At 69.0% G+C, this 12,780-nt stretch carries 10 protein-coding genes and 1 riboswitch; of the genes, 5 read left to right on the forward strand and 5 right to left on the reverse strand.

Annotation, left to right across the window (positions count from 1 at the left end; all coding sequences use genetic code 11):
- Window positions 1-32: 32 nt before the first annotated feature.
- Window positions 33-701, forward strand: coding sequence for a hypothetical protein (locus SB764_RS29925; RefSeq protein ID WP_074986663.1), 669 nt, complete (start codon window positions 33-35; stop codon window positions 699-701).
- 180 nt (window positions 702-881) lie between these two features.
- Here SB764_RS29925 and bluB read toward each other — a convergent pair whose 3' ends face one another.
- The 4 genes from bluB to SB764_RS29945 form a co-directional block, all read right to left on the reverse strand.
- Window positions 882-1,568 (reverse strand): 5,6-dimethylbenzimidazole synthase, encoded by a 687-nt coding sequence (gene bluB / locus SB764_RS29930; RefSeq protein WP_410865862.1) that lies wholly within the window; start codon window positions 1,566-1,568, stop codon window positions 882-884.
- Entirely contained in the window at window positions 1,552-2,958 is a 1,407-nt protein-coding gene (locus SB764_RS29935; RefSeq protein ID WP_410865863.1) for a cobyrinate a,c-diamide synthase, read from the reverse strand. The genes bluB and SB764_RS29935 overlap by 17 nt, the downstream gene beginning before the upstream one ends.
- A gap of 4 nt (window positions 2,959-2,962) precedes the next feature.
- Window positions 2,963-3,565 (reverse strand): cob(I)yrinic acid a,c-diamide adenosyltransferase, encoded by a 603-nt coding sequence (gene cobO / locus SB764_RS29940; RefSeq protein WP_065059618.1) that lies wholly within the window; start codon window positions 3,563-3,565, stop codon window positions 2,963-2,965.
- Between the two features lie 80 nt (window positions 3,566-3,645).
- On the reverse strand, window positions 3,646-4,095 hold the full coding sequence (locus tag SB764_RS29945; protein ID WP_410865884.1) for a cobalamin biosynthesis protein: 450 nt from the start codon (window positions 4,093-4,095) through the stop codon (window positions 3,646-3,648).
- A 359-nt stretch (window positions 4,096-4,454) separates the two neighbouring features.
- A riboswitch (cobalamin riboswitch) is annotated at window positions 4,455-4,728 on the forward strand.
- Between the two features lie 267 nt (window positions 4,729-4,995).
- Between SB764_RS29945 and cobW the strand changes: the two genes are divergently transcribed.
- The 4 genes from cobW (at window position 4,996) to SB764_RS29965 (ending at window position 11,700) form a co-directional block, all read left to right on the forward strand.
- Window positions 4,996-6,111: a cobalamin biosynthesis protein CobW gene (gene cobW, locus SB764_RS29950; RefSeq protein WP_183716635.1), complete on the forward strand. Its 1,116-nt coding sequence runs from the start codon at window positions 4,996-4,998 to the stop codon at window positions 6,109-6,111.
- A gap of 31 nt (window positions 6,112-6,142) precedes the next feature.
- Window positions 6,143-9,931, forward strand: a complete 3,789-nt coding sequence (gene cobN, locus SB764_RS29955) for a cobaltochelatase subunit CobN (RefSeq protein ID WP_410865864.1) — start codon at window positions 6,143-6,145, stop codon at window positions 9,929-9,931.
- A 27-nt stretch (window positions 9,932-9,958) separates the two neighbouring features.
- Window positions 9,959-11,026, forward strand: a complete 1,068-nt coding sequence (locus SB764_RS29960; RefSeq protein ID WP_321905454.1) for an ATP-binding protein — start codon at window positions 9,959-9,961, stop codon at window positions 11,024-11,026.
- Between the two features lie 128 nt (window positions 11,027-11,154).
- A complete protein-coding gene (locus SB764_RS29965) occupies window positions 11,155-11,700 on the forward strand; it encodes a vWA domain-containing protein (RefSeq protein ID WP_110328397.1) in 546 nt (181 codons plus the stop codon).
- A 25-nt stretch (window positions 11,701-11,725) separates the two neighbouring features.
- On the opposite strand, the gene SB764_RS29970 is transcribed toward SB764_RS29965, so the two are convergent.
- On the reverse strand, window positions 11,726-12,730 hold the full coding sequence (locus tag SB764_RS29970) for a flagellar brake protein (RefSeq protein WP_110328396.1): 1,005 nt from the start codon (window positions 12,728-12,730) through the stop codon (window positions 11,726-11,728).
- Window positions 12,731-12,780 lie beyond the last annotated feature (50 nt).

Raw genomic sequence — 12,780 nt, forward strand, 5'->3', positions numbered from 1 at the left:
TGGCCGGCCAGGATTCCGATGGAGTATGTCCCGTGAAGATCCCGATGACGATCTGCGCCCTGACGATGGCGGGCGCGCTGGCAGGTTGCGCGAACCCGAGCGCCGACGTGCGCGCGCAAGGCGGCCTCGCCGAGACCGGTGCGCCGGGCGCGAGCTACCGTTTCGCGCACACGCCCGCTGAAGACGAGCAGGCGGCCAGGACCGCGCAATCCGGCGCCGATGCGCCGCTGTCCGCCGAGCCGCTGCTGCGCGCGGCGCTGGCGCAGCGCGGTTTCAAAGAAGCGCCGCCGGTTCAGGCGGGTGCGTCCGATACGGCGCACTATCTGGTGTCGGCGGCATGGGCGTCGCGGCCCGCCGATGTCACCGTCGCGGACGGTCATTGCGTGGGCGGCTGCGTGCCGGCGCAAGCGCCGTCGCTGCCGTGGTTCGGCCATCCTTATGTGCACTCGCTGACGCTGCGCTTCTTCGCGCTGCCCGACGGTCACGAAGCCTACAAGGTGAGCGCGGTCAAACGCGACCGTAACGCCGATGCGCAACAGGCGCTGCCGTATCTCGTCGCGAGCGCGCTGGCGCAACTGCCGTATGCGGGCGCGGCGCAATGGCGCGTGACGATGAAACCGCATGAGGGGGCGCAAAACGACGCGCAACACGCGAATCAGGCGATGCCCGACGTGATCTCGGTAAAGCCACAAGCGCAGTGACGTAAGACCGCCGCGCACGCGAATCTGCTTTCGCGTGCTGCGGCAACGGACAGCGTGCGGTATCGGCGACGGCCGGCCCGGATTGCGGCCCGGATTGCGGCGCGACTCCGCGCCCGATTATGACGGCGCCTTTCTCATCACCCCCGACAACAACAACGTCGAGGCGGTCTGCTTCGGACTTTAGCCCTTGTTTTGCGAGTCGCCGGGCGCGTCGCCCGCCTGAGCCGCATCCGGCCAGCGGTTTTCGTAGACGCACTCGCCGAGCGCCTTGCGCTGCGCCCAGCGTTCCATTTCGAGCATCGGCCGTGGATAGAACTCCGCGACGTGGCCGACGCAAAGAATCGCCACCGGTTTCGCGCCGGGCGGCATGCCGAGCAGCGCGTGCACTTCGTCGACGTCGAAGATCGATACCCAGCCCATGCCGAGCCCTTCGGCGCGCGCCGCGAGCCACATGTTCTGGATCGCGCAGGCCACCGACGCGAGGTCCATTTCCGGCAGCGTGCGGCGGCCGAAAATATGCGCTTCGCGCCGATCCATCAGCGCGACGACGAGCAGTTCGCCGCACTCGCGCATCCCCTCTACCTTGAGCTTCATGAACTCTTCGCGACGCTTGCCGAGCGCGTCGGCGGTCGCGAGGCGCTCGCGCTCGACGGCGTCCTGCAACTGCGCGCGCACGGCCGCGTCGGTGATGCGCACGATGCGCCACGGCTGCATGAAGCCGACGCTCGGCGCGTGATGCGCGGCGTCGAGCAGACGCGTCATCGTCGCCGGATCGACGGGACCGGGCGCGAAGTGGCGCATGTCGCGCCGTTCGTAGATCGCGCGGTAGACCGCCGCGCGTTCGGCTTCGTCAAAGGGCTGTGCCATGGAAAAGTGCGGCTGCGAAGGCCGGATTGGAAGGCCAGTAGGCGTGCATATAAGTCGCGACGATCGTGCCGTGCCGATAGACCGGCTCGCCCGCCGCGCCGGTGTGCGCGTGGCGCGCGTGCAGCTCGGCGTCGAGCGGCGTGCTCACGCGCGAGTAGTGGAACGTGTGGCCCGTGAGCGTGCCGTGGCGCGCGCTGTCGAGACGCTGCATGCCGAGCGCGGCGAAGCGCTTTTGCATGACCGCCGCGCCGGGCAGCAGGCCGAGCATCGGCGTGCACGCGCCGTCGGCGGACGTGAGCGTTTCGAGCAGATAAAGCATGCCGCCGCATTCGGCGACGAGCGGTCGCTGCGCGGCGACGTGCGCGCGCAGCGACTGCGCGCAGCGCGCGTTGGCCGCGAGCGTGGCCGCGTGCAGTTCGGGATAGCCGCCGGGCAGATAGAGGGCGTCGGCGTCGGCGGGCGCGGCTTCGTCGGCGAGCGGCGAGAAGAAGCTCAGGCGCGCGCCCAGCGTTTCGAGCAGCGCGAGATTCGCGGGATAGATGAACGAAAACGCGGCGTCGCGCGCGATCGCGATGTGCAGGCCGTCGAGCAGGCGCGGCGCGCGCGCGGACGCGGCGTTGGCGTCGGCATCGGAGGACGCATCGCCGGATTCAACGTCGGATTCAACGTCGGACGCAACGTCGGGCAGCGCGAATTCGACGGCGGGCGGCAGGGCGGCGAGCGCGGTGGCTTCGAGCGCGTCGGCGGCGCGTTCGATGCGCGCGTCGAGGTCGCCGATTTCGTCGGCGCGATGCAGGCCCAGATGACGCTCGGGCAGCGCGAAGGCCGCGTCGCTGGCGACGTGGCCGAGCCAGCGGATATCGGCCGGCAGCGCTTCCTGCAACATCTGTGCGTGGCGCGGCGAGCCGACGTGATTGGCGAGCACGCCGTGAAACGGCACGTCGGCGCGAAAGCGCGCGAGGCCGAACGCAATCGCGCCGAAGGTCTGCGCCATCGACTTCGCGGAGATCGCGGCGGCCACCGGCACGCCGAACGTGGCGGCGAGATCGGCGCTGCTGGGCGTGCCGTCGAACAGGCCCATCACGCCTTCGATCAGGATCAGGTCGGCTTCCTGCGCGGCCTGCGCGAGCAGCGCGCGGCAGCCCGTTTCGCCGACCATCCACAGGTCGAGCGAGAACACGGGCGCGCCGCTCGCGCGCTGGAGAATCATCGGATCGAGAAAGTCGGGGCCGGTCTTGAACACGCGCACGCGCCGCCCGGCGCGCCGGTGCAGACGCGCGAGCCCTGCCGTGAGCGTGGTCTTGCCCTGGCCCGAGGCGGGCGCGCTGATGAAGAGCGCGGGGCAGGCCACGCGCGCCGCCGTCTTCGTCTTCGTCGCCGTCGCGTTCATCGCGTCAGAACTCCACGCCCTTTTGCGCCTTCACGCCCTGCTCGCGATACGGATGCTTCACGAGGCGCATTTCGGTGACGAGGTCGGCGGCTTCGATCATTTCGTCGGCGGCGTGACGGCCCGTGACGACGACGTGCTGCATCGGCCCGCGCGCGGTCAGCACGCCGAGCACTTCGTCGAGCGGCAGATATTCGTACTTGAGCACGGTGTTCAGTTCGTCGAGGATCACCATGCCGTATTCGCCGCTCTCGATCATGCGCTTCGCGGCGTCCCAGCCCTTGCGCGCGGTGGCGATATCGGCGTCGCGGTTCTGCGTGTTCCAGGTGTAGCCGTCACCCATCGTGACGAAGTCGCAGTGCGCGACGCTGGCGAGAAAGTCGCGTTCGGACGTGTGCAGCGCGCCCTTGATGAACTGCACGACGCCGAGCTTCATGCCGTGGCCGAGCACGCGCACGGCCATGCCGAAGGCCGCCGTGCTCTTGCCCTTGCCGTTGCCGGTATTGACGATCAAGAGGCCTTTTTCGTGCGTCGCGGCGGCCTGCTTTTTTTCGTGGCCTTCGCGGCGGCGCTGGGTCATGCGTTGGTGCGATTCCGGGTCGGTTTTCATCGTCGCGAAGCGTCCTGTTGTGAATGCAATGAGTGTCGGGTGATGCGTGTTCTTGCGATGCGGGCGTCGGGCGTCCTGCATCAGCGTCGTGTATCGGGCGCGATGGCGGCGAGCGCCACCGTCACGCCGTCGAGCGCGAGCTTGCCGCGTAGCAGCGCGCCGCCATCGGCCGCGAGACGCGCGCACGGTTCGCACACGCCCGGCACGCCGAAACGCGCCAGCGCCGCCGCGCTCGGAGCCGAATCCGCCATCGAATCCGATGCCGACGCCGACGCCGATGCCGATGCCGATGCCGATGCCGATGCCGCTTGCCGCGCCGTCGCCTGCACCTGCTCGCGCGTGAATCCCCGCAACGGCAGCCCGTGCGCCGCGCAAAACGCGCGCAACGCGGGCTCGGCGGTTTTCGCATCGAGCGTCGCCACGGCGCGCACGTGCGCGAGCGGCCACGCGCCGAGCGCGGCTTGCACGGCGGCCTCGATCTGCGCAACCGAGACGCCCTGGCGGCAGCCGATGCCGATCGCGAGCGCGATCGCCTGGGCGAGCGGCGCCGCATTGTCCGCTGCCGGGGCGGCATCGGGCAAGCAGTCGGCGGGCGGGGCGGGAGTCACGGAGCGCGGAAAGTCGGGGGCGTAATGCGTGGAAAAAGCGGAAATCGGCCGAAAACGGCGTAAATTCGCGCATACGATAGCACAGGCATTTCGCGCCTCGCGGCTCGGACAGGCGGCCTCGCGGCTCCAGCCGGCCTGGGCGAAACGATCCGGAACGCGCACGGAACCGGCGCCGCCCGCATGCCACAAGGACACCGCACGGACACCGCACGGACACCGCCCATCGCCGCAACGGCCCGCGCCCGTCGCCCGTCCAGGTTGACGCGCAGCGCACCCGCGCCTACACTCGCACGCACTCTGGTGCTCGCGTGCGCGTACGTTTCGCACGCAGTTAAACGGGAATCAGGGAGCCATCCCGCCACGGGCACGGCCAACCTGAACTGCACCCGCAACGGTACAACGAGCGCATCGTCCGCAAGGTCGATGCAAGCCGCTTCATCGCATGCGCCGCATGCATGGCCACTGTGCGACGCGCGCCTGAATGGCGCGCCGCGCGGGAAGGCGAAGCGGCGTGACTCGTCAGTCCGGATACCGGCCAGATACGCGGGACGCGCGCTGCGGGGTTGCGGCGCCGCGTCCATGATTTCATGCGTCATGCCGGGCCTCGCCCGTGGCGCGTCCAGACCGGTTGTATCGTCCGTATCGTTACCGATGGCGTCATGCAGCGCGCCGCGATCCTGTGCTTCGTGCACGTCGCGAACTACGCTGATTGCATGTGCCGTCATGCACGCCACGCGACGACCCACCCGCCAGGACGCTCACGCGCGACGCGCACGGCGCGGCGCACCTCACCTGCGGCCCATGCGCCGAAGGAGCTTCCTCATGCAGATGCGCAAAATCCCCGTCACCATCGTCACGGGCTTCCTCGGCAGCGGCAAAACCACGCTGTTGCGCCACATTCTTCAGCACGCAGGCGGCCTGCGCGTCGCGGTCATCGTCAACGAATTCGGCGAACTGGGCATCGACGGCGAAATCCTGCGCGGCTGCGGCATCGGTTGCGACGAGAACGGCAACGAAACGGAAGGCCAGCTCTACGAACTCGCCAACGGCTGCCTCTGCTGCACCGTGCAGGAAGAATTCTTCCCGGTGATGGAGCAACTGCTCGAACGCCGCGCCGACATCGACCACGTGCTGATCGAAACCTCGGGCCTCGCGCTGCCCAAGCCGCTCGTGCAGGCGTTCAACTGGCCGTCGATCCGCAACGCCTTCACCGTCGACGCGGTCGTGACGGTGGTCGACGGTCCCGCCGCCGCGAGCGGCCAGTTCGCGGACAACCCGCAAGCCGTCGATGCGCAGCGCAAGGCCGATCCGAATCTCGATCACGAATCGCCGCTGCACGAACTGTTCGAAGACCAGCTGTCGGCCGCCGATCTCGTCATCCTGAACAAGACCGATCTGATCGACGCCGCCGCGCAGGACGCGCTCATCGAGGAGCTGCGCGAAGAACTGCCGCCGCAGGTGAAGATCGTGCGCGCGCAGCACGGCAAGCTCGACCTGCACACGCTGCTCGGTCTCGAAGCCGCGTCGGAGGAAAGCATTCATCTGCGCCACGATCACCACGGTTCCGCCGACGACGCCGATCATCATCACGACGAGTTCGATTCCGTCGTGGTCGAGGCGCAGGTGTCGTCGCGCGACGCGGCGGTCGCGGCGCTGCAAACGCTCGTCGATACGCACACGATCTATCGCGTGAAGGGTTTCGCCGCGCTGCCGGGCGCGCCGATGCGCCTCGTGATTCAGGGCGTGGGCCGCCGCTTCGACAGCTATTTCGATCGCCGCTGGAACGTGCAGGAAAGCGCGGCGCAGCCACTCGCGAGCCGCTTCGTGCTGATCGGCGAGGAGCTCGACGCCGCCGCGCTGCAAGGCGCGTTCGACGCCGCGCTGGCCGCGGCGCAAACCGCAGGGCAAAACGCGGCGCAAACCGCATCCGCGCAATAACACCGAGCACGCAGTTCAACGAGCGACACCCATGCATTTGCTGCGCACCACGCCGGGCGGTTTCGTCGACGACACGCAGGGCGTGATCCGCATCGATCAGCAGCCCGCCGAGATCGTCGTACTGAGTTCGGCGGACACCACGCTCGCGCTGCTGGCGAGCGTCGTGCCGCGCCTGCCCGAAGGTTTTCCGGGCGTGCGGCTCGCGAACGTCACCTATCTGCGCCAGAACGCGTCGGTCGATTTTTATATCGACGACGTGCTCAGGCATGCGCGCGTGGTCGTGGTCGATCATCTGGGCGGCGAAGCCTACTGGCCGTACGGCATCGAGCAGGTCGTGTCGCTCGCGCAGCAGCGCGGGCAGCTGCTCGCGATGTTCTCGGGCGACTTGCAGGAAGACCCGAACCTGATCGCCAGGAGCCGCGCCGAGCCGGATTTTTGCCGTCTTTTGTGGCGCTATCTGCGCGAAGGCGGCGCGGCGAATGCCGAAGGTTTTCTGCGCGCGCTCGCGTGGCGCGCGTTCGACTGGGGCCGCGAGCCGGCGCCGCCGGTCGTGCTGCCCGCCGCCGCGATCTATCATCCGGCGCGCGACGTGGCCACCGTCGACGACTGGCGCGCGCGCTGGACACCCGGCGCGCCCGTCGTCGCGATCCTGTTTTACAAGGCGCATCTGCAGGCCGCGAACACGGCCGCGTTCGATGCGCTGATCGATGCGCTGCTCGCGCGCGGACTCAATCCGCTGCCGCTTGCCATCACCTCGCTCAAGGACGCGATCAGCCGCGACGTGCTCGACCGTCTCGCGGCCGAACACGACATCGCGCTCGTGCTCAACACGACGGCGTTCGCGGCCTCGGCGCTCGACGACCCCGAACCGCTCGCGCTCGCGGGCGACGCACCGGTGTTGCAGGTGATCCTGAGCGGCGGCAATCGCGACGACTGGGTCAAGGACAATCACGGCCTGAATTCGCGCGACATCGCCATGCATATCGCGCTGCCGGAAGTGGATGGCCGCGTGATTACGCGCGCGATCAGCTTCAAGGGTCTCGCGTATCACTGCAAGCACACGCAGGTCGACGTCGTGCGCTATCAGCCCGATGCGGAGCGCGTGGCTTTCGTGGCCGAACTCGCGCGCCGCTGGTGCCACCTGCGCACGCAGCCGAACGCGCAGAAAAAACTCGCGCTCGTGCTCGCCAACTATCCGATGAGCGAAGGGCGCATCGGCAACGGCGTGGGGCTCGATACGCCTGCGTCGGTGGTGAACATCCTGCGCATGTTGCGCGACGCAGGCTATCGCGTCGCCGAGCTGCCCGAGGACGGCGAAGCGCTCATGGACACGCTCACGCAGGGCGTGACCAACGATCCCGACACGCGCGCGCTGCGGCCCGCGTTTCAGAGTCTCGCGCTCGACGACTATCGGCGCTATTTCGCGCAACTGCCCGTGGAGGCGCAAAACGCGCTGATCGCGCGCTGGGGCGCGCCCGAGCAGGACCCGGGCGTGCGCCGTGGACGCTTCATGATTGCGGGCTGGCGCTGCGGCCAGGTGTTCGTCGGCATTCAACCGTCGCGTTCGCGCGGCGACGACAGCTACGCGAACTATCACGACGCCGACCTCGTGCCGCCGCACGCGTATCTCGCGTTCTACTTCTGGCTGCGCGAGACCTTCGGCATCGATGCGATCGCGCACGTCGGCAAGCACGGCAATCTCGAATGGCTGCCCGGCAAGAGCGTCGCGCTCGCGCACACGTGCTGGCCCGACATGGTGCTCGGCCCGCTGCCGCATCTGTATCCGTTCATCGTCAACGATCCGGGCGAGGGCAGCCAGGCGAAGCGCCGCGCGCAGGCCGTGATCGTCGATCACCTGATGCCGCCGCTCACGCGCGCCGAAAACTACGGCCCGTTGCAGGATCTCGAACGTCAGGTCGACGAGTATTACGAAGCCTTGATGGTCGACCCGCGCCGCGCGAAGCTGCTGCGCAAAACCATTCTCGCGACGATTGTCGAGCACAAGCTGCACGAGGAATTGAGCATCGACGCGCCGACCAGCGCCGACGCCGAGGACGCACTGCTCACGCGCGCCGACGCGTATCTGTGCGAGCTGAAGGAAGCGCAGATTCGCGACGGGCTGCATACGTTCGGCGTGTCGCCGCAAGGCACGCAGCGGCGCGACACGCTGCTCGCGCTCGGCCGTTACGCGTGCGGCGACGGGCAGGGCGCGAATGCTGGGCTGATCGATGCGCTTGCGCGCGATCTGCGCATCGATCATCTGCTCGATGCCGCGACGGTCGATTGGGCCGCGCCGTGGACCGGCCCGCGCGCCGACGCGCTCGCGCGGCTCAGCGACGCGCCGTGGCGTCACGCGGGCGATACGCGCGAGCGGCTCGACATGCTGGCGGCGCGCTTCATCGCGCATGTGTGCGGCGACGCAGGCGCGGAGATCGATGCCGAAGTCTGGCCGCAAGCCGCGCGCGTGCTCGCGCGTTTGCGCGACGACGTGCTGCCGCGTCTCGACGCCTGCGGCCACGAAGAATTGCGTCAGCTCCGGCGCGGTTTTGAAGGCCGTTTCGTGCCGCCCGGCCCGAGCGGTTCGCCGTCGCGCGGCCGTCCCGACGTGCTGCCCACGGGGCGCAACTTCTATTCGGTCGACACGCGCGCGGTGCCCACGCAGGCGGCCTGGTCGCTCGGCATGAAGTCGGCGCAGCAACTGATCGAGCGGCATCTGCAGGAGCACGGCGATTATCCGCGCGCGATCGGGCTGTCGGTCTGGGGCACGGCGACGATGCGCACCGGCGGCGACGATATCGCCCAGGCGCTCGCGCTGATCGGCGCGCGGCCGAAGTGGGCGGCGGGCAGTCAGCGCGTGATCGACTTCGAGATCATGCCGGTGGAAGCGCTCGATCGTCCGCGTATCGACGTGACGCTGCGCGTGTCGGGCTTTTTCCGCGACGCGTTTCCCAACGTGATGCATCTGTTCGACGCCGCCGTGCAGGCCGTCGCCGAACTCGACGAGCCCGAGCATTTGAACCCGCTGCGCGCGCGTATCCAGCGCGAGCGCGACGCCTTGATCACCGACGGCATGGAGGCGGCCGAAGCGCGTCGCCGCGCGGGCTGGCGCGTGTTCAGCGCGAAGCCCGGCGCGTATGGCGCGGGTCTGCAATCGATGATCGATCATCGGCAATGGCAGAGCGACGCCGATCTCGCGCTGGCCTACGAAGCGTGGGGCGGTTACGCCTACGCGCAGAAAAGCGCCGGCGACGAGGCGCGCGACGCGTTCCGCAAGCGCCTCGCGACCATCGACGTGGTGCTGCAGAATCAGGACAACCGCGAGCACGATCTGCTCGACTCGAACGACTACTACCAGTTCCAGGGCGGCATGGCCGCCGCCGCGCGCCACTTCTCGCAGGCGCAGCCCACGCTCTATCACGCCGACCACAGCAATCCCGCCGCGCCGCGCATTCGTCCGCTGCACGAGGAGATCGCGCGCGTGATCCGTTCGCGCGTGGTCAATCCGAAATGGATCGACGGCGTGAAGCGGCACGGCTACAAGGGCGCGGCGGAAATGGCCGCGACCGTCGATTATCTGTTTGGGTACGATGCGACCGCGCGCGTGGTGGGCGATCATCAATACGCGCTGGTCGCCGACGCCTACGTGCACGACGACGACACGCGCGCGTTCATGGAGCGCCACAATCCGCATGCGCTGCACGCGATCTGCGAACGTCTGATCGAGGCGATGCAGCGCGGCTTGTGGCAGCAGCCGGGCGAGCATCGCGAGCGCGTCGAGCAGCGTTTGCTCGAAGCCGGGCAGAAGATGGAAGGGCGATGAGCGAAGCACAATGAAGGAATCCGAAGCATGAGCCGAATCATGAACGAAGCGGGGACCCGTCCCGCCTTTCCCTTCACCGCGCTGGTCGGCCAGGCGCCGTTGCAGCGCGCGCTGCTGCTCGCGGCGATCGACCCGGCGATCGGCGGCGTGCTCGTGAGCGGCCCGCGCGGCACCGCGAAATCCACGGCGGCGCGCGCGCTGGCGGCGCTCTTGCCCGATGGCGCGTTCGTCACGCTGCCGCTCGGCGCGAGCGAGGAGAAGCTGATCGGCACGCTCGATCTCGAAGCCGCGCTGCGCGAGAACGCCGTGCGCTTCGCGCCGGGTCTGCTCGCGCGCGCGCATGACGGCGTGCTCTATGTCGACGAAGTGAATCTGCTGCCCGATGCGCTCGTCGACGCGTTGCTCGACGCCGCCGCGAGCGGCGTGAACACGGTCGAGCGCGACGGCGTTTCGCACACGCACGACGCGCGTTTCGTGCTGGTCGGCACGATGAATCCGGAAGAGGGCGAGCTGCGTCCGCAATTGCTCGACCGCTTCGGCTTGATGGTCGAGCTGGAGAATTGTCACGATGCGAGCGAGCGTCAGCGCATCGTCAAGGCGCGGCTTGCGTTCGATGCGAATCCGCAGGCGTTTTGCGCGTCGCACGAAGCGGCGCAACACGAACTCTCGCAGCGTTTGCGCGCCGCACGCGTGGCGCTCGATGCGCTCGCCTGGAGCGATGCGGTGCATGAACGCGCGGCGCAGCGCTGCGTGGACGCGGCCGTGGACGGCTTGCGCGCCGATCTCGTGATGCTGCGCGCGGCGCGTGCGCTCGCGGCCTTCGAAGGCGCGGCGCAGATCACGCCGGATCACGTCGATGCGGTCGCGGACGCGGTGCTCGCGCATCGCCGTCGCGCGATGCCGGAGCCGCCTGCGCCGGGTGGAAATGCGCAGGCGCCGGAGCCATCGCGCGATGCTTCTGATCATCAGCGCGAGTCCGAGATCAAGACCGATTCTGATGTCGATTCTGATGCCGATTGGGGCGAGCTTGCGCCCGAGCCGGTCGCCGCGCGCCAGGTCAAAGGCGTGATCCCGCTGCCCGCAAAAAAACGCTGAGCCGCCGGGCAAGGGCCGCCGCCCAGGCACAGGGCGGTGCACGGCGGCGTGATGGCCCCGGACGCGCGCAGGCGCGTCTCACACGCGATGCCGCGCCGAACGCGCGCATCGCCTGGCCGCCCACGCTCATGGCCAAACGCGGCGAAGCGCTGCGCGCCGCGCATCTGCGCTATGCGCCGCGCAAAACCGGCAGCGGCGCGCTGCATTGCTTCGTGCTCGATTGTTCGGCGTCGATGCTCGCGCGCGGTCAACTCGCGCTCGCGAAAGGGCTGCTGATCGCGCTATTCGATCGCGCGCGCGGCGAACGCGTGGAAGTGGCGCTGATCTGCTTCGGCGGCGCGCGCGCCGAACTGCGTTTCGGTCCCGCCGTGCCGCGCTGGTGGAACGAGCGCTGGATCGAGCCCGTGGGCGCGGGCGGCGGCACGCCGCTCGAAGCGGGCCTCGCGCGCGCGTCGCAACTGCTTGAACGCGCCGCGCGCCGCGATCCTGGACGCGCGCGTCATCTGTGGCTGTTCAGCGATGGCCGCACGACGCAATTTCCCGCGCGTCCCGCGCACGCCGATCACGTGACCGTGGTCGATTGCGAGGCGTCGGCGCTGCGTCTCGGACGCTGCCGCGCGCTCGCGCAGGCGTGGGACGGCGCGTGCATCGACGCCGACGCAATGCTCGCCTGAAGGCGGAACGGCGCGTTCAGCGCGCTCAGCGCGCCGCGCCGGTCCAGTAGAGCACGTCGTCCTGGCGATCGAACACGTAGACCTTCATCGCCATCTGCTCGGCGGGCGTGAGGCCGTCGAGTTCGAGGCCGAGCGTGCTCAGCGGCGGCGTGCCGTCTTCCTGCTGCACGTTGCGGATCACCGCGCTCGATTCGATCATGGTGTCGAGATCGCCCGAACGCAACCGGAACGCCACGCGCAGCCGTTCGCCCACTTTGCCGAGCGCCCACGGCGCGGCAATCGAGAGCCCGAGCGCGCTGATGCCGCGCGCGAGCGCGACGCCCTGATAACCCTCGCTGTCCGCGCCGATGCCGTAACGCACCGGAAATTGCGCGCGCACGCGAATCGACTTGCGCTCGCGCAGCAGGCGGATATTGGCGGGCTTCGAGAGCACCAGATAGCCGAGCGGCGCCTGATAGATCGCGTGGATCGTGCAGACGAAGCGATACACGGCCTGGCTCGCGATGGCGACCAGTTCGACGTTCTCGCCGGGCGTGATCTCGATCGGGCGGCCATCGGCATAAGGCAGCGTGACGAAGATCGCCTCGTTTGGCGCGAAGCCAATCAGCTTGCACGGATGCATGGGCGCGCCGCTCGCGCCTTGCTGCGGGCGCAGCCCCATCAGCGCGCCGATGTTCAGATGCAGATCGCGCACGCTCGGCAGCGTGGCCGGCGGTTCGTCGCTTTTGGGGGCCGCGGCGGGCGTGGCGGACGGTCCGGCGGCGGACGCGTCGAGGTCGCCGCGGCGGGGCGCGAAATGGCGGAACAGGAAGTCGCGTTCGGCGTCGCCGACCAGCGACGCGCCGCGATCCAGCAGCAGCGTGCCGTCCTCGTCGACGACGGGCCAGTCGAGCGGCTGGCCGACCGGTAGATCGGCGGGCGTGAGCGGCGTGGCGTCGTGGGGAGAGGGGGAAGCCGCAGCAGTCGCAGATGCGATTTCAGAAGCGACTTCGGAAGCCGCAGCGGAAGCGGTGGCAAGAGTGTCGGTCATCGGCGCGCCAGGGTGAGTAACAGATTCCCTGCGTTAACGGCGCGCCGCGA

This window comes from Paraburkholderia sp. SIMBA_027, assembly GCF_046535315.1.
Taxonomy (GTDB): domain Bacteria; phylum Pseudomonadota; class Gammaproteobacteria; order Burkholderiales; family Burkholderiaceae; genus Paraburkholderia; species Paraburkholderia tropica.

Coding starts and splice junctions, on each gene's coding strand:
- bluB (WP_410865862.1), bottom strand. CDS start 1,568: ATGGCACAGCCCTTTGACGAAGCCGAACGCGCGGCGGTCTACCGCGCG.
- SB764_RS29935 (WP_410865863.1), bottom strand. CDS start 2,958: ATGAACGCGACGGCGACGAAGACGAAGACGGCGGCGCGCGTGGCCTGC.
- cobO (WP_065059618.1), bottom strand. CDS start 3,565: ATGAAAACCGACCCGGAATCGCACCAACGCATGACCCAGCGCCGCCGC.
- cobW (WP_183716635.1), top strand. CDS start 4,996: ATGCAGATGCGCAAAATCCCCGTCACCATCGTCACGGGCTTCCTCGGC.
- cobN (WP_410865864.1), top strand. CDS start 6,143: ATGCATTTGCTGCGCACCACGCCGGGCGGTTTCGTCGACGACACGCAG.
- SB764_RS29960 (WP_321905454.1), top strand. CDS start 9,959: ATGAGCCGAATCATGAACGAAGCGGGGACCCGTCCCGCCTTTCCCTTC.
- SB764_RS29965 (WP_110328397.1), top strand. CDS start 11,155: ATGGCCAAACGCGGCGAAGCGCTGCGCGCCGCGCATCTGCGCTATGCG.
- SB764_RS29970 (WP_110328396.1), bottom strand. CDS start 12,730: ATGACCGACACTCTTGCCACCGCTTCCGCTGCGGCTTCCGAAGTCGCT.